We start from the raw sequence: 20,519 nt of genomic DNA, 5'->3' as shown, positions 1-20,519 counted from the left end.
GGACATGGACTTCGGAATCTTCACCATCGGTGACGTCACAACGGACCCCACCACCGGACGCACCCCCAGCGAACACGAGCGCATCGCCGACACCGTCGAGTACGCGAAGAAGGCCGAGGAGGTCGGCCTCGACGTCTTCGCCACCGGCGAGCACCACAACCCGCCCTTCGTCGCCCCGGCGAACCCGCCGATCCTCATGGCCCACCTCGCCGCGGTGACCGAGAACATCCGGTTCTCCACCGCCACCACCCTGATCACCACCAACGACCCGGTCCGTCTGGCGGAGGACTACGCCTACGCCCAGCACCTCACCGGCGGACGCATCGACCTGATGATGGGCCGCGGCAACACCGGCCCGGTGTACCCCTGGTTCGGCAAGGACATCCGCCGGGGCATCCCGCTGGCCGTGGAGAACTACCACCTGCTGCGCCGACTGTGGCGTGAGCAGGACGTCTCCTGGAAGGGCGAGTTCCGCACGCCGCTGCAGAACTTCACCGCCACGCCGCGTCCGCTGGACGACGTCCCGCCGTTCGTCTGGCACGGCTCGATCCGCTCCCCGGAGATCGCCGAGCAGGCCGCGTACTACGGCGACGGCTTCTTCCACAACCACATCTTCTGGAACATCGAGCACACCGCACAGATGGTGAACACCTACCGTGAACGCTTCGAGCACTACGGCCACGGCTCGGCCGACCAGGCGATCGTGGGCCTGGGCGGGCAGGTCTTCATCGGCGACACCGAGCAGAAGGCCAAGGACTTCTTCCGGCCCTACTTCGACAACGCGCCGGTCTACGGCCACGGCCCCAGCATGGAGGACTTCACCCGCATGACCCCGCTGACCGTGGGCACGGTCGACCAGGTCATCGAGCGTTACCTCGGCTACGCCGACGCCGTGGGCGACTACCAGCGCCAGATGTTCCTCGTCGACCACGCCGGACTGCCGAAGGAGGTCGTGATGGAGCAGATCGAGATCCTCGGCACCGAGGTCGTCCCGGTGCTGCGCCGTGAGCTCGAGGCCAGGCGCCCCGCGCACGTGCCCTCCGGGCCGCCGTCCCACGCCTCCCTCGTGGCCGCGGGAATGGACGACCCCTTCCACGACGTTGACCCCGTGAAGGAGAGGAGCACGAAGTGAGCAACCTGCAGAACGGTCCGGGCAACGACCGGACGCTGGTCGTCGTCAACGCGGGGCTGAGCAACCCGTCGAGCACCAGCGACATCGCCGTGCGTGTGGCGGACGCCGCGGTGGGTGCTGGCGCAGCCGTCGAGATCGTGGACCTGCGCTCGCTGGCCGGCGACCTGGCCACGTTCATGACCACCATGATCCCCACCCCCGAGCTGGACCGTGCCCGTGCGCTCGTCTCCAGTGCCGACGCGCTGATCGCCGCCACGCCGGTCTTCCAGGGCAGCTACGCCGGACTGTTCAAGATGTTCTTCGACACCCTGGAGAAGCACGCGCTGCGGGGAGTTCCGGTCAGCCTCGTCGCCACCGCCGGCACGCCCCGGCACTCGATGGTGCTGGACTACGCCATGCGCCCGCTGCTGTCGTTCCTGCAGGCCACGGTCCTGCCGACCGGTGTTTTCGTCGCCACCGGCGAGTTCGGCGAGGCCGGGTCCGACGGGGAGGACGGTGACCTGCAGGAGCGCATCGCCCGCGCCGGGCGCGAGCTGGCCGCAGAGTTGGGTACCGGGCTGGTGGGTGGAACCGCCGCCCCCGCCCCCGCATCTGACGACGCCTCTGGCGACGCCGACACCGGCGGTATCGGCGGCTTCGAGGCCCTGCTGAAGGCGCACTCGGGTTCCTGACCTCCGGCACATGGATTAGGCACCGAATTCTGGGTGCCGGTTTCTGGCACTCTTGGGTCTCAACGCCGTGGGCTCCCGTGGCGACGACGCCCGAGGAGACGCCACCGTGCACGCAGCAACTACAGCGACCGCACCGACCACCCTGCTGCGACGACTGCTCCCGGCCCTGCTGATCCTGCTGTGGCTCGCGGTCGCGGCCGTCGGCGGCCCGAAGTTCGGGGAGATCAGCGAGGTCGCCACCAACGACCAGTCGTCCTTCCTGCCCGAATCCGCCGAGTCCACGCAGGTCGGCGAGCGGCTGGCGGACTTCCAGGACTCCGGGGCCGCCCCGGCGATCGTGGTGCTCACCGGTCAGGACGACACCTCCCTGGACCCCGCGACCGTGGCCGGCCTCGCTGATCTGCCCGACCGGCTCATCGCCGCTGTCGACGGGCTGGGTGAGGGCACCGGCACCGAGGCCAGCCCGCCGATCCCCTCGGAGGACGGTGAGGCGGTGCAGCTCATCGTCCTGCCGCCGGAGGGCGTGGCCCCGGCGGACGCGGTCGACGCCCTGAACTCAGCCCTAAACGAAGCTCTCCCGGACACCCTGGACGCCCGCATCACCGGCCCCGCCGGGTTCAGTGCGGACCTCTCGGAGGCCTTCGCCGGCATCGACGGCCTGCTCCTGCTCGTCGCCGTCGCCGCGGTCCTGGTGATCCTGGTGCTGGTGTACCGCTCGCCGTTCCTGCCGTTCATCGTCCTGCTGAGTTCGATGGTGGCCCTGTGCGCCGCGGTGCTGGTCAACGTGGCCCTGGCGCGCTCCGGGGTGGTGATGATCAACGGCCAGATCCAGGGGATCCTGTTCATCCTGGTCATCGGCGCGGCCACGGACTACGGGCTGCTGTACACCGCACGTTACCGCGAGGAACTGGGACGTCACCCGGACGCCTGGTCGGCGACGGTGGCGGCATTGCGCGGCACGTGGCAGCCGGTGCTCGCCTCGGCGGCGACGGTGAGCGCGGGGCTGCTGTGCCTGCTGCTGTCCGACCTGGCGTCCAACGCAGGGCTCGGTCCGGTGGCGGCGGTGGGCATCGCCGCGGCGTTCCTCACCTCGTTGACGTTCCTGCCGGCGGTGCTGGCGCTGCTGGGGCGCCGGGTCTTCTGGCCGCGCGTGCCGCACGACGCACAGGACGCACAGGACGCCGCAGCGTCCGGCGGTGGGCTGTGGCCACGCGTGGCGGAGGTCGTCGGACGCCACCCGCGACGCATCGCCGCCGGCGTCGGCGTCGTCCTGGTGGCCGGGTGCGCCGGCCTGTTCGCCCTGGACGCCGACGGCGTGCCCACCAGCGACTACGTGATCGGGCAGAGTGACGCGCGCGACGGACAGGACGTCCTCGACGAGCACTTCCCGGCCGGTTCCGGGGCGCCGACGTACGTGCTCACACCCGCCGGGAACCAGGACGAGGTGGAGTCGGCGGTGGCCGCGCTGAACGGTGTGGCGTCGGTGGACGCCACCGGCGCTGACTCCCCGGAAGGACGCACCGAGGTCGACGGAGACATCCTGCTCGAGGTCACGCTCGCCGACTCCCCGTACTCCGATGCGGCGGAGGACACCGTGCGCGAGATCCGCGCGGAGGTCGGGGACTTAGGAGCGATGGTCGGCGGGACGACCGCCACCGAGCTGGACACCAAGGAGACCTCCGTCGCCGACCGTACGCTGATCATCCCGATCGTGCTGCTGGTGATCACGGTGATGCTCGCGCTGCTGCTGCGCGCGGTGGTCGCACCTCTGGTGCTGCTGGCCACCACGGTGCTGAGCTTCGGTACGGCGCTGGGCGTGGGGGCGGTGATCTTCTCGCTGGTCGGGTTCAGCGGGTCTGATCCGTCGGTGCCGCTGTACGCGTTCGTGTTCCTGGTGGCGTTGGCGATCGACTACAACATCTTCCTCATGACGCGTGTCCGCGAGGAGTCCATGGTCCACGGCACTGCCGAGGGGGTCAGCCGCGGGCTGGTCAGCACCGGCGGGGTGATCACGAGTGCGGGCATCGTGCTGGCCGCGACCTTTGCCGCGCTGCTGGTCATCCCGATCCAGTTCCTGGTGCAGCTGGCGATCATCATCTCCCTGGGCGTGCTGATCGACACCTTCCTGGTGCGCTCGTTCCTGGTACCGGCGTTGACGCACATTCTCGGCGATCGGATCTGGTGGCCGGGGAGAACCGGTAGGGTGCGTGGACATGAGCCGCACAGAACTGGTGACCATGCTGATCCTGCCCGAGGTGGAGCAGGAGGTGATCACCGAGCTGGAGCGACGCCTGGGGCGTGATGTCGGGGTGGTCTTCACCGACGGGGACGAAGAGGACACCGCTTCCCTGGTGGAGCAGTGGACCATCGAGCACCCCGGACAGCCGGTGGGGCAGCGGCGGATACGGACGATCGGTTCGGGTGCCGACAGCCCCGTGGATGCCACCGGCTTCGCGGATTCCGAGGCGCAGCAGGTGGCTGAGGCGGTCGTGGACATCATCTGCCCGCACGCACGCGAGGAGGAGCGCCAGCTTCAGGCGGGCGAGCTGTTCGAGGTGACACCCGACGCGATCCCGTGGTCGGGGCACACGCTGTTGTGGGAGGGCCGGGAAGTGTAGGCAGACCCCGGCCGAAGTCAGGGAACCAGACGGGGGAACAACACCTCGGCCGCGCCGCGGTTCACCTCGTGCTGCTGGCCGGTGGTGAATCCGTCGTAGGTCTCGAGGAAGGAGTTGAAGTAGGTTCCCGCCTTCTCGTTGGCGAAGGGCCAGTCGCTGCCGTAGAGGACGTGTCCGGGGGCGGCGAACTCGAGGAGGCTGGGGAGCGAACTCGGGCTGGAGGCCAGGGCAGTGTCGAAGTAGAAGCGTCTCATCGCGGTCAGGACGCTGTCCTCGGTACATCCGGTATCGACCGTCGTCGCGGTGAGTGAGGCGAAACGGTAGGCGGCGTACGGTAGGAATCCGCCGCCGTGGGCAAGGATCACCCTCATGTCCGTGTACCGGTTCATCACTCCGGCCAACACCATGTTCAACGCCGTCCTGGTCGTGTCGAAGACGTAGTCGGCCATGGGGGCCGGGGTGCCGTCCAGCAGCGGCATCGGTGGTTGTGCCGGGTGGATGAACACCACTGCGCCGCGTGCGTCCAGTTCCTGCCACAGCTGCTCGTAGTCCGGGTCGCCCAGGTACTTCCCGCCGGCGTTGGACATCAGGACGACGCCGTCCGACCCCAGGACGTCCAACGCGTACACGGCCTCCTCGACGGCCCCGTCGGCGTCGGGCAGCGGGAGCGAGGCGAAGGTGCCGAAGCGGTCCGGCCGGTCCTTCGCCAGTTCCGCGCCGAAGTCGTTGACGGCGCGGGCCAGGCCCCGCGGGTCGTCGATACCTTCGAAGGAAGTGCCGGGGGAGGTGACCGAGAGGACTCCGGTCGCGATGCCCTGCCTGTCCATCATGTCGACGGCGGACGCCGGGCTCCAGTCCGGCGTGGGCCATCCCCCGGAGGTCGTCCCGGTGCTCTCCAACGCCTCCCGCCACCGGGGCGGGATGATGTGCTGGTGTACGTCGATGCGGTCATGTGGCATGGGCTACCTCCCGGACTCTCGAAGTTAAGGATCTTACGTTCGCGATCCTACCCGTGGAGTGTGCCTCCCGGGGATGGTGCCCGATGCACGAAACAAGCCGCCGGTCTTGTCGACCGACGGCTTGTGTGACCGTGCCCCAGGGCAGATTCGAACTGCCGACACCCGCTTTAGGAGAGCGGTGCTCTATCCCCTGAGCTACTGGGGCGCACCGCAACAGTGTACCGTGCCGGGGCGGCGGCGTCGGAAACGAGGTAACCCGATGCAACTCAGTGTGCCGCGGGTTGTTCCCGCTTCGGGCCGACCGCCGGGGCGAGCAGCGGGAAGATCAGCACGGTGAGCGCCCCACCGGCGACGAGGAGGGACGCCTCCTCCTGGCCGATGATGCCCGAGGACGTCGCTACCTCGGTGACCGCGACGATGATCGGCAGGCCGGTGGCCGAGTACAGCGACATCTCGAACTTCTCCCGCCAGCCCGACAACCCGGAACCGGTGTTGCTCCACAGTTCCCGCAGGAAGATGGGCATGCCGCGGGCGATGAAGATCGTCGGGACGATGGCGAGCACGAACCACGGCCGGTCGGCGATCACGCCGGTGTCGATGGCCATGCCCGAGGTCACGAAGAACACCGGGATGAAGACGCCGTAACCGATGGTCTCCAGCTGCTCCTCCAGGCCCGTGCGGTAGGTCTCCGGCACGATCTGGTGCAGGATGATGCCGGTGGCGAAGGCGCCGAGCACCACGTCAAGGTCGAAGACCGCGGCGACCGCCATCAGGACGGCGAGCATGAGGACGACCGAGCGGATCACGGTCTGGTTCGTCGAACCGGCACCGTCGCGGATCGCCCAGCCGATCCACGGGGTGAGCGTCCGGACCGTCCTGGGCAGCAGCGCGACGACGATCGCGACGACGAAGAAGGCGGCGAGCACGGCGGCGCTGGCCCACGTCGTGCGGGCCGAGAGCAGGATCGCCATGGCGATGACCGGGGCGAGTTCGCCGATCGCGCCGTGGATCATCACGCTGTCGCCGACCCGGGTGCCGCTGAGACCGTTCTGCTTGAGGATGGGCATCAGTGTGCCCAGCGCGGTGGAGGTCAGGGCGATGCCGAGTCCGACGGAGACGCCGATGTCCCCGGAGGTCAGCAGCATCGCCGCGCCGAAGCTGAGCACCAGGCACATCGCCCAGGTCAGCAGGGCGTGGCCACCCTGGCGGGACTTGAGCATGGACGGGTTGATCTCCATGCCGGCGAGCAGGAACAGGAAACCGAGGCCGAGTTCGCGCAGCAGGTCGACGGCTTCACCGTCCGTGGCGAGCTGGAAGCCGAAGGGGCCGATGACCAGTCCGAGGATGAGCAGGAAGACGACGGCGGGGACACGCTTTCCGGTGAGGAAGGCGAGAACGGGTGCGAGGAGTCCGGCTCCGGCGATCCAGGCGAAGGAGACGAGGGCGTCTGTCATGTAGCTGAGCCTACCGGGTGTTTTCTCTTGGCTGGCAACGGAAGTCGGGGGACATAAAACACCGCCGCCCCCTCCCCGTGTGGTGTGTGGGGAGGAGACGGCGGTCGAGGTGGTGTGTGGTGTGTGAAGCGGTGGTGCGTGGTGTGGTGGATGCGGTGGAGTCGCTGGGAGGTGGGGCCTTAGTGCTCGACCACGGCCTCGACGCCGACGCCGGTGAGGGAGCGGACCTCCATCTCGGCCTGCAGCTCTTCCTTGTGGTCCGGCTTGCCGAGGTAGGTACCGACGATGCCGGCCAGGAAGCCGAGCGGGATGGAGATGATCGCAGGGTTGGTCAGGTCGATGAGCGACCAGTCGGAGTTGGCGAACATTGCGGTCTCGGTACCCGAGACGGAGTTGGAGAAGAACAGCACGACCAGGGAGGAGATGAGTCCCACGTAGATCGAGGAGACTGCGCCGGTGGTGTTGAAGCGCTTCCAGTACAGGGAGTACAGGATGGTCGGCAGGTTGGCGGAGGCCGCGATGCAGAAGGCCAGGGAGACCAGGAAGGCCACGTTCTGGTCCATCGCCAGGATGCCGAGGATGATTGAGGCGATGCCGATGACGACCACGGTGATCTTGGAGACACGGACCTGCTCGGCTTCGCTGGACTTGCCGCCACGCAGCACCGCGTCGTAGAAGTCGTGGGCGACGGAGGCGGAGGCTGTGATGGCGAGGCCGGCGACCACGGCGAGCACGGTGGCGAAGGCGACCGCGGATATCAGTGCCATGAAGATCGATCCGCCGAGCTCGAGTGCCAGCAGCGGGGCTGCGGCGTTCGCGCCACCCGGGGCGTTCTGGATCCGGTCGACTCCGACGTAGGCGGCGGCGGCGTAGCCCAGGATCAGGGTCAGCAGGTAGAAGCCACCGATCAGGACGATGGCCCAGGTCACGGACTTGCGGGCCTCACGGGCGGTGGGCACCGTGTAGAAGCGCATCAGAACGTGGGGCAGGCCGGCGACACCGAGGCACAGCGCCATGGCCAGGGAGATGAAGTCGAGCTGGCCCATCAGGGAACCGCCGTACTTCAGTCCGGGCTCGAGGATACCTTCGGGGTTCTCGGTGCCGGCCTCGGCGTGGTTGTCGATGGCCATCTGCAGCAACTCGGAGAAGTTGCCCTTGACCATGACCATGATGATCACGGCCATGACGACCACACCGGTGCACAGCAGCACTGCCTTGATCATCTGCACGTAGGTGGTGCCCTTCATGCCGCCGATGAGCACGTAGGCGATCATCACGGCACCGACCACGGCGACCACGGCGGCCTGGGCGGGCTTCTCGTGGATGTCGAGCAGCACGGAGACCAGCGAACCGGCGCCGGCCATCTGCGCGATCAGGTAGAACAGTGACACGAACAGCGTCGCGAAGGAGGCGGCCAGTCGGACCGGGCGCTGCTTCAGCCGGAAGGACAGTACGTCGGCCATGGTGAACTTACCGGTGTTACGCAGCGGCTCGGCGACCAGCAGCATCGCGACGACCCAGGCGACGAAGAAGCCGATCGAGTAGAGGAATCCGTCGTAACCCTGCAATGCGATGGCACCGACGATGCCGAGGAAGGATGCCGCGGAGAGGTAGTCGCCGGCGATGGCGAGACCGTTCTGCGTACCGGAGAAGCTGGCGCCACCGGTGTAGAAGTCCTTGGCGGAGTCCTTCTGCTGGGACTTGCTGGCCCGGGTCACGATGTACATCGTGATCACGATGAAGCCGACGAAGATGGCGATGTTGAGGATGGGGTTGCCCGTGTCCGACTGGGCGAGGAGATGTGTCTGCATGTTTTCTCTCAGTTCCGTGTCAGCGGGGCTTACGCCGGGGCGTTGCCGGTCTCGGCGAAGTCACCGGTGCGCTCGAGGCGGTCACGCAGTGCTGCGGTACGCGGCTCGAGCTCACGGTCGGCGAACTTCACGTAGGCGTAGGTGATGGCGAAGGTGGTCACGAACTGGAGCAGGCCCAGGATGATTCCGACGTTGATGTTGCCCCAGACCTTGCCGGCGAAGAGGTCGGGGGCGAACATGGCGAGCAGGACGTACGCTGCGAACCAGAGCAGCGCACAGATCGTCACGGGGAAGGCGAAGCCACGCTGCTTTTTGCGGAGCTCCTGGAACTCGGGGCTCTTCTGCGCCTCGACGAACTCCTCGGGGGTCGGTGTGTGCCGGAGGTCGGGTGTCGACATCGGCTCCCTTTCTGTCAGTGATAATGGTCACAGCCGCGCTGTGGATGGGTGTCAAGTTACAGAACCCGACGAAGCCATTTCAAGGCCAAATGTGACTGGGCGGGGGCGATGAACGCAGTGCACCCCCGTTCGTCGTCCTGACATGCGTCTAAGCGGGAGACAAACGGGGGTGGGGGTCGGGAGGGGTACGTCGCAGATGTGCGGCAGGCCCTCCGTAAGTGTTTCCGAAAATATGTGCTTATGGGTGTGCGGTTCCGCTAACCGAGCTCGGCGAGCTTCGCCCGGACGTCGTCCGCAGGCGGGTTGGTGGCGTGCGTGCCGTCGGAGTACTTCACGGTGGGCACCACACGGTTGCCGTCGTTGACGGACTTGACCCACTCGCCGGCGTCCGGGTGCTCCTCGACGTCGATACGCTCGTACGGGGTGTCGGTGGCGTCCAGGTCAGCGGTGAGCTGCTTGCAGAAGGGGCACCAGGTGGTGGTGTACAGGGTGACGGACATGGGTTACTCCTTGATCGTTAGCGGTTCGTGTTCGTGTATTCGCAGATACGGTAACGCAACGGGTCCTCGCCGGTCAGGGCGGTTCCCTTCGCCGACTCCAGCCAGGGGCCGTCGGCGACGGCGAAGGAGCCGTCCTCCAGCGTCGCACGCATGTCGGGGGCGGCGACGGTGAAGCGCTCCGGCGCCCCGCAGGCGATCTCGGTGACCACCACCCGGTCGGCGACCGGCAGGCACTGGCGGTAGATCTCCCCGCCACCGAGGATCCACACCGTGGGAACTGTGGACGCGTCCGCCCCGGCGACGCGGTAGGCGGCGGCGACGGCCTCCGGGATCGTCGCGCACACCGTCCCGCCCGGGGCGTCGTACGAGGTGTTGCGGGTGATCACCACGTTGTCGCGTCCGGGGAGGGGACGGAAGCGCGGGTCCAGGGCCTCCCACGAGATCCGGCCCATCACCACGGGTGCGCCCACGGTGGAGTTCTTGAAGTGTTCCAGGTCCTCCGGCAGGTACCAGGGCATGTCGGTGCCGTCGCCGATGATGTTGTCGGTGGTCTGCGCCCAGATCATCGCCACCTCGACGTCGTCCGGCAGCCCGGCGGCGCGCAGTGCGTCCCTGGTTAGTGTGGTATCGCTCATGGTGACTGTCTCGTCCTTCCTCACACCGCCACCGGGGCCTTGATACCCGGGTGCGGGTCGTAATCGTCCACGGAAATGTCGTCGAAGGTGTAGCTGAACATGTCGTCCGCCTTCGTCAGCGACAGCGTGGGGTAGGGGCGCGCCTCCCGGCTGAGCTGGCGTTCCACCTGCTCCACGTGGTTGTCGTAGATGTGGCAGTCGCCACCGGTCCACACGAACTCGCCGACCTCCAGGCCCGCCTGCTGGGCGAACATGTGGGTCAGGATGGAGTAGCTGGCGATGTTGAACGGCACGCCCAGGAACATGTCCGCGCTGCGCTGGTAGAGCTGGCAGGACAGCTTCCCGTCGGCCACGTAGAGCTGGAACATCAGGTGGCACGGCGGCAGAGCCATGTCGTCGAGCTCGGAGACGTTCCACGCCGAGACGATGTTGCGCCGCGAATCCGGGTTCTGCTTCAGCGTCTCCAACGCCGCGGCGATCTGGTCGACGTGTGCGCCGTCCGGGGTGGGCCAGCTGCGCCACTGGACGCCGTAGATGGGACCCAGGTCGCCGTTGTCGTCGGCCCACTCGTCCCAGATGCTCACCCCGTGCTCGTGCAACCAGGACACGTTGGAGTCCCCGCGCAGGAACCAGAGCAGTTCGCCCACGACGGACTTGAGGTGGACCTTCTTCGTGGTGATCAGCGGGAACCCCGCCGACAGGTCGTAGCGGATCTGGCGGCCGAACAGGCTGCGTGTGCCGGTGCCGGTGCGGTCGCCCTTGGCGGTGCCGTCGGCGAGGATCTCGGCCAGGAGATCCTCGTAGGGCGTGGAGATGGGGGAGGCGGAACTCATGGTGTCAAGAATAGGTGTCGTCGGTCCCGGCGGCATCCGCCGGGTTCATAACACCTTGCGCAGCGGCATCAGCGCGATCTCGGCGACACGGGACAGCGGGTGCTCGTCGCGCCAGGACGTGGAGTTGACCGTCTCGCAGTGCTCGATGTCGGCGGTGAAGATCTCCTCCAGCGTGGCCGCGAAGTCCTTGTCCGTCACCTCGATGTTCGTCTCGTAGTTGAAGGACAGCGACAGCCGGTCGATGTTCGCCGTACCCACCGTGGACCACTCGCCGTCGATGGTGGCGGTCTTCGCGTGGATCATCGTGGTGGCGTACAGGTGCAGTGTGATGCCGTGCTCCAGGATCTCGCCGTAGAACCCCCGGCTCACCCAGTCGGCGACCATGTGGTTGGACTCCTTGGGCACCATCAGGCGTACGTCCACCCCACGGTCGGACGCCCGGTAGAGCGCCTGCAGGATCTGCTGGTCCGGGATGAAGTAGGGCGTGGTGATCCAGATGTGGTCGCGGGCGCGCTCGATGGCGGTGAGGTACATGTTGCGCAGCGGGTACACCAGCTGCACCGGCAGGTTCGCCACGACCTGGATCCGGGAGTCCCAGCTGTCCGGGGCGGTCCAGGGGATGTCCCCGCCGTCCGGCCACTTCTGGTTCCACACCCGGGTGACCGCATTGCGCAGCCCCCAGGTCTTCGGGCCGACCTGGCGCACGTGGGTGTCGCGCCAGTGCCCGGCGAACTCGGAGCCGATGTTGTAGCCGCCGACGAAGCCGGTGTGGTCGTCGACGACGAGGATCTTGGAGTGGCACACCCCGGTGGTGCGTACCGGGGCGGTCCACAGTTTGCGGGTGACCACGGGCAGGCGGGCGACGTGGACCTTGTCGGAGAAGTTGCGGTAGAACGAGCGCGGCACCACGAGGTTGCCGAGGCCGTCGTAGATCACGTAGACGTCCACGCCACGGTCCGCGGCGGCGTTGAGTGCCTCGATGAAGGCCAGGCCGTCCTCGTCGGCCTTCCACATGTAGTTCTCCATGACGATGATGTCCTCGGCGGCGCCGATGGCGTCGACCATGTCGTCGTAGAGGCTGCGTCCGTCGGTGTAGACGGTCATCTCGGAGTCGCCGACGGTGGCGGAGAATGTGCCCGGACGTGGGGCCTCACGTTGCTTGCGGCCCTGGCGCCGGACGAGGTCGGCGGTGAGTGCGGGCAGGGCGGCGGCCGCGGCGAGGGCGGCGGCGCCGCTCACGGCGAGGCCACCGTAGGTGGCGGCGGTGCGGGCGGAAGTCATCCCGCCCAGTGTAGAGAAGCCCGCGGAGCTACGCGGTTGTGTAGGAACCGTTCTCCGCGGTGAACCGGGCGGCGGCGGCGAGGATGTCCTCGGCCACGTCGGGACGGCAGATCAGCAGGTCGGGGAGGTAGGTGTCCTCGTTGTTGTAGACCAACGGGGAACCGTCGAGGCGGCTGCAGTGCAGGCCGGCGGCCTGGCACACGCCGACTGGGGCGGCGTTGTCCCACTCGTACTGGCCTCCGGCGTGGATGTAGGCGTCGTTGTCGCCGAGCAGGACGCTGATGGCCTTGGCGCCGCAGGAACCCATCGTCGTGAGCTCCGCGCCGAGCGACTCGGCGACGTAGGGGGCCACGTCCGGCGTGCTGTTGCGCGAGATCACGAAGCGGTTCGTCGGCGCCCCGGAGACCGCACGGGACTCCGCGGAGGTGAACACCTGACCCAGGTCCGGCATGCCGACGGCGGAGACCGTGACGGTGCCCTTCACCGCCAGGGCGATGTGCACCGCCCAGTCCTGGCGCACGCCGGCGTACTCGCGGGTGCCGTCCAGCGGGTCGATGATCCACACCCGGTCCTTGCCGAGGCGGGAGAGGTCGTCGGTGGCCTCCTCGGAGAGCACCGCGTCGTCCGGGCGGTGCAGCGCCAGGGACCGGGCGATCCAGTCCTGGGCGATCGCGTCACCGGCGGCACCCAGATCCCCGCCCCGCAGAAGTCCCACGTTGCGGACCCCTTTGAGGATCTCTCCGGTGCCCTGGGCAAGGCGACCGGCAAGGGTCTCGTCGTCGATGAAGCGCGTCATGGGAACCCATTGTAATCGCAGCGGCGGGGAGTCACAGCGGAAAGTGTCGTGAAGTCCGCCGATGACGCCGGAGCAGGGCCTTTTGTGCGCCGGAAATTCCATGTCCGTGCCGCGTGGTTGACTGGTGGACATGACTGACGCCCCCGATCCGCTGGACCGTTTCTCCGCCCCGGTCGCCGCCTGGTTCCGTGAGGTGTTCAGCGAGCCCACGGTGGTCCAGTCACAGGCGTGGGACGCGATCAGCCGGGGCGACAACGCCCTCGTCGTCGCCCCGACGGGTTCGGGAAAGACGTTGGCGGCGTTCCTGTGGGCGCTGTCGAGGCTGACCTCGCAGGGGCTGATGAACAGGACGCAGGACGGTGCCGGCACACGCGTGCTGTACATCTCCCCGCTGAAGGCGCTGGGTGTGGACGTGGAGCGCAACCTGCAGGTCCCGCTCGCCGGTATCGCGCGCACCGCCGCGGCGTCCGGCGCCGACATCGCCCCGGTGCGCGTGGGCGTGCGGTCCGGCGACACCCCGCAGGCCGAGCGGGCGAAGATGCTGCGCACCCCGCCGGACGTGCTGATCACCACCCCGGAGTCGCTGTACCTCATGCTCACCTCCAAGGCAGCCGGCACGTTGCGCGGGGTGGACACCGTCATCGTCGACGAGGTCCACGCCGTGGCGGGCACGAAACGCGGTACGCACCTGGCACTGAGCCTGGAGCGGCTCGAGCAGCTCACCGAGGACCCCGTGCAGCGCATCGGGCTGTCGGCCACGGTGAACCCGGTGGACACCGTCGCCGCCTACCTCGGCGGGGACCGTCCGGTCACGGTGGTCAACCCGCCGACCACCAAGTTGTGGGACGTGCGGGTACGCAGCGTGGTCGAGGACTTCCGCGACCCGCCGGCGTTGGAGGACGTGGCGGCCGCGGCAGGGGAGGGCTCGGGAGATGACACGGGCGTCACGGACGATGCAGTGCCGTTCGACGAGGCGCTGGCCGGCCCGTCGTTGATCGGCGAGGGCGTCGGTGGGGTCACCGAGGCAGGCAGCGGTTCGCGGGTGGCGTCCGGCGTGGACCGCGAGTCCGCGCTGCCGCAGCAGAAGTCCGTGTGGCCGCACGTGCAGCGGGCGATCTACGAACAGGTCATGGACAACCGGTCCACCCTGGTGTTCGTCAACGCCCGGCGTACCGCCGAGCGGCTCACCGGCGCGCTCAACGAGATGTGGGCCCTGGAGCACGACCCGGACTCGTTGGCCCCGCCCACGCGACGCGACCCCGCCCAGCTCATGGCGCAGTCCGGTGCGGTGCCCGGCGCCCCGCAGGTCATCGCCCGGGCGCACCACGGGTCGGTGTCCAAGGACGAGCGTGCCGACATCGAGGCGGCGCTGAAGGACGGCTCGCTGCGGTGCGTGGTGGCCACCTCGTCGTTGGAGCTCGGCATCGACATGGGGCTGGTCGACCATGTGGTGCAGGTCGGGGCGCCGCCGAGCGTGTCTTCGGCGGTGCAACGCTGCGGGCGCGCCGGGCACTCCGTGGGTGCGGTGTCACGCGCCACGATCTACCCGCTGCACCGGGCGGATGCCGAGGTGGCGACCGTGATCGTGGACCGGATGCTCGCCGGCGACCTGGAGCCGTTGCGGGTGGTGGCCAATGCGCTGGACGTGCTGGCGCAGCAGACCGTCGCCGTGGCGGCACAGGCGGCCGCCCAGGTAGGGGAGGGCGACGGCACAGTGGACGTGGAGGACTGGTTCCGCACCGTCCGGCGTGCCCACCCCTACGCCGCCCTGCCGCGCGAGGCCTTCGACGGGGTGCTGGAACTGGTCAGCGGCCGGTACCCGTCCACCGACTTCGCCGAGCTGCGTCCCAAGGTGGTCTACGACCCGGCCACCGGGGCCTTCGAGGCACGCCCCGGTGCCCAGCGCACCGCGGTGACCTCGGGCGGGACGATCCCCGACCGTGGCCTGTTCGGCGTCTTCCTCCCTGCCGACGGAGACGCGAACACCGGTGGCCGGCGTGTCGGCGAGCTCGACGAGGAGATGGTCTACGAGTCGCGGGTGGGCGACGTGTTCACCCTGGGGGCCTCGTCGTGGCGGATCGCCGAGATCACCCGTGACCAGGTCATCGTCACCCCGGCGGCCGGGCACACCGGGCGCCTGCCGTTCTGGGTCGGCGACGCCGAGGGCCGTCCCGCCGATCTCGCCCCGGTGCTCGGCGCCGCGCGTCGCGGTTGGGGCAAGGGGAAAGACGGAGACCTGCGCGGCTCGGACTTCCTCGACGACTACACCCGGCGCAACCTCGACGACTTCTACGCCGGCCAACGCGAGGCCACCCAGGTCGTGCCCGATGAACGCACGATCCTGATCGAACGCTTCCACGACGAGGTCGGCGACTGGCGCGTGGTCGTCCACACCCCCTGGGGCCGTTCGGTGAACGCGCCCTGGGCACTGGCGATCGGGGCGGAGCTGTCGCGGCGCTCCGGCATCGACGCGATGGCCGTCGCCGGCGACGATGGCATCGTCCTGCGCCTGCCCTACACCGAGGACGCTCCGGGCGCGGAGCTGCTCACCGGCGGGGCAGGTGGCGTGGCAGGTTCGGACGCCGCGCCGGTCGTCGCCGAGGTCACCGACGCGGTCGGGTCGTCCGCCCTGTTCGCCGGCCGTTTCCGCGAGTGCGCCGCACGCGCCCTCCTGCTGCCTCGGCGAAACCCGGGCAAACGGCAGCCGTTGTGGCAGCAACGCCAGCGCGCCGCCCAGCTGCTGGACGTCGCCCGCCCGCACCCGGAGTTCCCGATCATGGTGGAGACCATGCGCGAGTGCCTGCGCGACGTCTACGACCTGCCCGCCCTGGAGAAGGTCGTCGCCGCGGTGGGCACCCGTGCGATGCGCGTCGCCGAGATCACCACCGAGACTCCCTCGCCCTTCGCCGAGTCCCTGCTGTTCAGCTACACCGGGGCGTTCCTCTACGAAGGCGACTCCGCAGACCGGGCCGCCGCGCTGACCGTGGACCCCGCACTGCTCGCCGCGGTGCTGGGGGCACGTGGTGAGGGCCTGGTGCTCGACCCGGACGTGGTCGCCGAGGTCGTCGACTCGCTGCAGTGGCTGGCGGAGGGGCGCCGTGCCGGCACCGCAGAGCAGGTCGTGGACATGCTGCGCGCCCTGGGCCCGTTGGCGCCCGAGGAGGTGCGGCGGCGGGTGGACCCCGTCGAGGTGGAGACGGTGGTCGACCAGGTTCGGGGCATGATTCCGCGGCGGGTGTGCGAGGTCAAGGTCGGCGGCGTGCGACGGTGGGCGGTGGTGGAGGACGCCGCCCTGCTGCGCGACGGTCTCGGCATCCCCGTGCCGCCCGGCGTCGCCGCCGCGAGCGCGACGGTGGACGACGCGGTCGACCAGCTCGTCCTGCGCTGGGCGCGCACCCACGGTCCGTTCAGCGCCGCCGAGGTGGCCGCCGAGTTCGGGCTGGGCGTGGCCACCGCCGACTCGTTGGCCCGGCGGTGGGTCAGCGGTAGACGCCTGGAGTCCCATGAGGATAGGGGCGAGAACGAGTACGTGGACGCCGGCGTGCTGCGTCGGCTGCGCGCGGCCACGCTGGCCAAGGCCCGTGGGGCACTGGAACCGGTGAGCGTGCAGACCTACGCCGCGGTGCTCGCCGACTGGCACGGCCTGGGTGTCGGGGAGCGCGAGGACCTGCCCGGGGTCATCGAACAGCTCGCCGGGGTCGCGTTGCCCGCCAGTGCCTGGGAGACCGTGGTGCTGCCCGCGCGCATCCCCGACTACCGCACCGGCGACCTGGACGACCTGGTTGCCGCAGGCGAGGTCCTGGTGGTGGGGGCCGGGGCGACCTCGGCGACGGACCCGCGCATCATGCTGCTGCCCGCCGACCTGGCCCCCCTGCTCGTGGAGGAGACGGGCACCGATGAGGCTGCAGATGCTTCGGAGGATCCTGTGGGGCCGGTGGCGTCGCTGGTGCGTGACCGTGTCGGCGGGGGAGGGGCGTTCCTCGCCGCGGAGATCGAACGCGGGCTGGGGGACAGCAGCGACCACGACGCGGTGGACTCCGCCATCTGGGAACTCTTCGACGCCGGCCTACTCATGCCGGACTCCTTCGCCCCGATCCGGGCACGGTTGGCCGGCACCGGGATCACCGACCGTGCCGGTGGTGGAGCCGGTGGTAGAGCCGGGGGGACCGGTTCAGGTGCGCACAAGGCACCGCGACGCAACCGCGGCCGGGGCACCACCCGACGACTGAGGATGGGGCGCAGCACCTTCGCCCAGACCGTCGCGTCTCAGGAGGTCCGCTCGCGCCGGGCGGCGATGAACGCCCACGCAGGGGTGCCCGGACGCTGGTCACAGGTGCCCGTGGCAGAGGGCGCGGCGGCCGAACGCGCCATCGCCACCGGTGAGGCGTGGCTGGACCGCTACGCCGTGGTGACCCGCGGCGCGGTGATGGCAGAGCACACCGAGGGCGGATTCGCAGCGGCCTACCGGATGCTCACCGCCTGGGAGGACAACGGCACCGTGCTGCGCGGCTACGTGGTCGACGGCCTGGGCGGGGCACAGTTCGCCTCCCGGGAGGTCATCGACCAACTGCGCCGGGCAGAGGAGAACACCGACTCCGGCGACGGGGCGGCCGCCCCACGGCTGCTCGCGGCGTCCGACCCGGCGAACCCCTACGGTGCGGCGGTGCCCTGGCCGGACGTACCGGACGACGCACCGCGTCCGACCCGCGGTGCCGGCGCCCTGGTCGTCCTGCGTGACGGGCGGCTGCTGGCGCACCTGACGCGGGGCGGGCGCACGGTCACCGTGTTCACCAGGCCCGGACTGTCGGACGCTCCGACGCCGCTGGACCCCGGCGACGTTGCCGGCGTGGTCGCCGTGCTGTCCGACGCGGTACAGGCGGGCAGGCTGTCGCCGGTGACCGTGGAGCGCGTCAACGGTGTGGACGTGATGGGTGTGGCCACCGGTGTGTGGACCGAGGCCGGTGCCCGGTTCACGCCGAAGGGGCTGGTGGTGCGGTGACGGAGGCAAGTGGAGAGCCCGCCGATTTCACCTTCGATGAGTTCACCGCGGCGAAGAAGAAGTGAGCGGATTGCCGATGACACGCGCTTGATCAGAGGTGCTGCTGGGCACGGTCCAGATGCGCGGTGATCGCGCTGGTCATGCGCTTGCGGCCGAATGCCTGCAGGACAGCGCGCCGGGTTTCGCCATCTGAGGCACTCGGTGTGCGCGCGACGATGATGCGCCACGCATTGGCGATCTCGACCGGGCTGATGTCATCGAAGGGGCGGTCAGCCATGGAGTCATTCGGGCGGAACTCCCGCCAGCTTTCGGGGGTCATGTCGGACGGCCAGACGAAGTCGTCCTCATCGACGGCGAGTCCAATCTGCCGAAGTTGGCGGGCGATCTGCTGCTTCTTCTTGGGACCGCACCGGGACTTTCCGAATGACCTGGTCGTCAGTGTGATGAGCCGCTCGATACTGATGGGGCCCTCGAACTCAGCGATCTCGGCGGCGACTCCCCGCACCTGCATCTTGGCGGCCTTCTTGGGGAGGCCGTCGATGACCTCGGAGCCACCGGCGGGGACGACCTCCCAACCCTCGAACTCGTAGCGTCCGTTGCCGATGGTTGGCGTGTTGGTCGGGTCAGCACCCTTGCTGTCGGTGCGGTGCAGGTCGTCGGCGCTGGGGGCCGTGTAGTCGTCCTTCCGTTTCATGGGCTGATCGGCAGGCTGCACGGTGGGGAGATCCGGGAGCGACACTGATGCTCGCGACGCCTCGCCGTGCGCCGCAACGTAGGCGGTGATGAGCCTGGTCCGTTCCTCCTCGAGGCTGTGTGCGGCCGCGGCATCACCGAGGGAATTCAGGAGGCGTGCGCCGAAGTCTGCGGTACGGATCGCGTCGAGGTCGGTGAGGATGTCGTTGTGTGCCCACCGGTTGCGAATGATGCGAAGCTCGCTGGCGACGGTACTGACCTGACGGAGCTGGTCGTCGAAGGGGTAGCCGAGTCGACCGAGCCTCTCGGTGAGCATGCGGAGCTGGGATTGCAGGTCGGTGCGCCTGTAGGCCCGCGTAGCGCGCCCGCGGGAGTGATCGAGTTCGGTCAGCAGGCTCGTCCACTCCCGTCCCCGGAGCCGGTCCTGCAGGTGCCCGGCGATGAGTGGATCGAGGCGACGGGCGAGAGTGGTGAGGATCTCCGAGACCACGATTGTCGGGGAGATTGTGGCGCGGGGAGACTCGGTCATGCGATTGATTGTGCCATCTCGTCGTTCTGGAAAGACGGGGCCTCGCAGTGTTCGCACTCTGCTGGTGGTGCTCGCGAAACTTCGGTCGCGTCAGCTGCCGAGCAGGGCGAGGGGAATGACGGCGACACCGTCCGGGCGGCGGTAGGCGTACTGGCCCGAGTAGAGAACAACGAGGTCGACGACGTCGTCGGGGAACTGGTCGCGGAACCACAGGAGGTGCTCAACGTCGCCAGGGGCTCGAAGAGTACCCCCAGCAGGTGCGAGCCCCGGGGCAGCGTTAGATCCCTGGCGCTGAGGCCTTGCAGGCGTAGCGCCAGGGCTGGATCCACCAACTGGTGTTTCGGGGCGAGCTGGGCAGCCTTCAACGGGTTGCGTACCGGGTTCCAGGCAGGAACCGGATCAAGGACCCAGATCGGGGAGAGCAGGTCGCGGTAGTGCGCGGTGGTGTCCTTGCTCGGTTGGGAGCCGTCGCGGCCCGTCGTCGCGTCGAGGATTCGTGAGTAGGACGTCGGTGTCGACGACGCTGCGCCGTATGCCGCCAGCCAGCGACGAAGGGTTTCCGGTCGGCGTGCGGTATATCCGGCTCCCGGAAGGTCGCGATCCACGACCTGGCGAAGATAATTATCCAGGGCCTGGCTCCGCCGGCGCTCCGGAAGCGAGAGGATGCCAGGGAATCCGCTGTCCGCGATCGCCGCTGTGTAGTCGGGGAGTGTGGCGGCCGAGGTTTCGCTGATTCGGGGGTTATTCCCGGATATGACGTCGTTGAAGCGGACGGTAGCGGTGAAGTCCCCACGCTCGAACAGGGACATGGGGCGCATGCGCAATGAAATGATCCGTCCGGCCCCGGAGTGGGTGTTGGAGTCCGCCCTCGGAGCGGCGCTTCCCGTAGCGAGGAATCTGCCTGCCGGTGCGTGGCGGTCGACCGCACGTCGGACGGCGTCCCCCTTGTCCGTCTCGGATCCAGGGGACCGTCGGTACGGAAGGGGCGGGCAGGTGCCGCTAGAGAAGTTGTCTCCGGGGTGGAGAGATGTTCGCTCCGTACGAACTGTCGTATGTTCCGGATACTTATTAACAATTTTCGCCCGATATGCACTGAAGTGCATTGAATATTGCCGATCAGTGCGCGGTATTGACTATCTGATAGCCATTAAAAACTGCACATACCTACAAATATTCCATATCAAATGGGGGAATGTCGCGCTCGGTTGAA

16 protein-coding genes and 1 tRNA gene are annotated in these 20,519 nt (G+C 68.6%); 5 read left to right on the top strand and 12 right to left on the bottom strand.

All coding sequences use genetic code 11. The features are described from left to right. Positions 1-4 precede the first annotated feature (4 nt). The 4 genes from ACT3S3_RS06390 (at position 5) to ACT3S3_RS06375 (ending at position 4,421) form a co-directional block, all read left to right on the top strand. Positions 5-1,132 carry an LLM class flavin-dependent oxidoreductase gene (locus tag ACT3S3_RS06390; RefSeq protein ID WP_301443135.1) on the top strand — a complete coding sequence of 376 codons (1,128 nt, stop codon included), beginning with the start codon at positions 5-7 and terminating at the stop codon, positions 1,130-1,132. Next, on the top strand, positions 1,129-1,803 hold the full coding sequence (locus tag ACT3S3_RS06385; protein ID WP_441578960.1) for a CE1759 family FMN reductase: 675 nt from the start codon (positions 1,129-1,131) through the stop codon (positions 1,801-1,803). Before ACT3S3_RS06390 ends, ACT3S3_RS06385 begins: the two co-directional genes overlap by 4 nt. Positions 1,804-1,909: 106 nt before the next feature. Next, a complete protein-coding gene (locus tag ACT3S3_RS06380; RefSeq protein ID WP_441578961.1) occupies positions 1,910-4,105 on the top strand; it encodes an MMPL family transporter in 2,196 nt (731 codons plus the stop codon). Then, positions 4,041-4,421: a hypothetical protein gene (locus ACT3S3_RS06375; protein ID WP_301443502.1), complete on the top strand. Its 381-nt coding sequence runs from the start codon at positions 4,041-4,043 to the stop codon at positions 4,419-4,421. The genes ACT3S3_RS06380 and ACT3S3_RS06375 overlap by 65 nt, the downstream gene beginning before the upstream one ends. Positions 4,422-4,438: 17 nt before the next feature. On the opposite strand, the gene ACT3S3_RS06370 is transcribed toward ACT3S3_RS06375, so the two are convergent. From ACT3S3_RS06370 to ACT3S3_RS06325, 10 genes are all read right to left on the bottom strand, one after another. Beyond that, on the bottom strand, positions 4,439-5,380 hold the full coding sequence (locus tag ACT3S3_RS06370; RefSeq protein ID WP_301443501.1) for an amidohydrolase family protein: 942 nt from the start codon (positions 5,378-5,380) through the stop codon (positions 4,439-4,441). Positions 5,381-5,512: 132 nt separating this feature from the next. Continuing rightward, positions 5,513-5,585: transfer RNA gene (locus ACT3S3_RS06365), tRNA-Arg, on the bottom strand. A 61-nt stretch (positions 5,586-5,646) separates the two neighbouring features. After that, complete coding sequence (locus ACT3S3_RS06360; protein ID WP_441578963.1) at positions 5,647-6,834, bottom strand: cation:proton antiporter; 1,188 nt, start codon at positions 6,832-6,834, stop codon at positions 5,647-5,649. 179 nt (positions 6,835-7,013) lie between these two features. Further along, the gene (locus tag ACT3S3_RS06355; RefSeq protein WP_301443499.1) at positions 7,014-8,645 is read right to left on the bottom strand and encodes a solute symporter family protein; all 1,632 of its coding nucleotides are present in this window, start codon (positions 8,643-8,645) and stop codon (positions 7,014-7,016) included. A gap of 29 nt (positions 8,646-8,674) precedes the next feature. Then, complete coding sequence (locus ACT3S3_RS06350; RefSeq protein WP_301443498.1) at positions 8,675-9,043, bottom strand: DUF485 domain-containing protein; 369 nt, start codon at positions 9,041-9,043, stop codon at positions 8,675-8,677. Between the two features lie 257 nt (positions 9,044-9,300). Continuing rightward, entirely contained in the window at positions 9,301-9,543 is a 243-nt protein-coding gene (locus ACT3S3_RS06345; RefSeq protein WP_301442813.1) for a mycoredoxin, read from the bottom strand. A gap of 17 nt (positions 9,544-9,560) precedes the next feature. Beyond that, positions 9,561-10,178, bottom strand: coding sequence for a dihydrofolate reductase (locus ACT3S3_RS06340; protein ID WP_301442812.1), 618 nt, complete (start codon positions 10,176-10,178; stop codon positions 9,561-9,563). 20 nt (positions 10,179-10,198) lie between these two features. Further along, complete coding sequence (locus ACT3S3_RS06335) at positions 10,199-11,011, bottom strand: thymidylate synthase (RefSeq protein ID WP_301442811.1); 813 nt, start codon at positions 11,009-11,011, stop codon at positions 10,199-10,201. A gap of 45 nt (positions 11,012-11,056) precedes the next feature. Further along, the gene (locus tag ACT3S3_RS06330) at positions 11,057-12,292 is read right to left on the bottom strand and encodes a phospholipase D-like domain-containing protein (RefSeq protein WP_441578965.1); all 1,236 of its coding nucleotides are present in this window, start codon (positions 12,290-12,292) and stop codon (positions 11,057-11,059) included. Between the two features lie 28 nt (positions 12,293-12,320). Next, the gene (locus ACT3S3_RS06325) at positions 12,321-13,088 is read right to left on the bottom strand and encodes a 3'(2'),5'-bisphosphate nucleotidase CysQ (RefSeq protein ID WP_301442809.1); all 768 of its coding nucleotides are present in this window, start codon (positions 13,086-13,088) and stop codon (positions 12,321-12,323) included. 130 nt (positions 13,089-13,218) lie between these two features. Here ACT3S3_RS06325 and ACT3S3_RS06320 point away from each other — a divergent pair, with 130 nt between their 5' ends. Further along, positions 13,219-18,087, top strand: coding sequence for a DEAD/DEAH box helicase (locus ACT3S3_RS06320; RefSeq protein ID WP_301442808.1), 4,869 nt, complete (start codon positions 13,219-13,221; stop codon positions 18,085-18,087). Positions 18,088-18,178: 91 nt separating this feature from the next. On the opposite strand, the gene ACT3S3_RS06315 is transcribed toward ACT3S3_RS06320, so the two are convergent. Together ACT3S3_RS06315 and ACT3S3_RS06310 are read right to left on the bottom strand one after the other, a co-directional pair. Beyond that, positions 18,179-19,309, bottom strand: coding sequence for a Swt1 family HEPN domain-containing protein (locus ACT3S3_RS06315; protein WP_301442807.1), 1,131 nt, complete (start codon positions 19,307-19,309; stop codon positions 18,179-18,181). Continuing rightward, positions 19,306-20,118, bottom strand: a complete 813-nt coding sequence (locus ACT3S3_RS06310; RefSeq protein ID WP_301442806.1) for a DUF4143 domain-containing protein — start codon at positions 20,116-20,118, stop codon at positions 19,306-19,308. The genes ACT3S3_RS06315 and ACT3S3_RS06310 overlap by 4 nt, the downstream gene beginning before the upstream one ends. Positions 20,119-20,519 lie beyond the last annotated feature (401 nt).

Origin of the sequence: Corynebacterium sp. AOP40-4SA-5 (assembly GCF_052377355.1) — a bacterium.
In the GTDB taxonomy this organism is placed as follows: domain Bacteria; phylum Actinomycetota; class Actinomycetes; order Mycobacteriales; family Mycobacteriaceae; genus Corynebacterium.
Note: the sequence above shows the minus strand (reverse complement) of the source record. Positions and strands in the feature narration are given on the sequence as shown.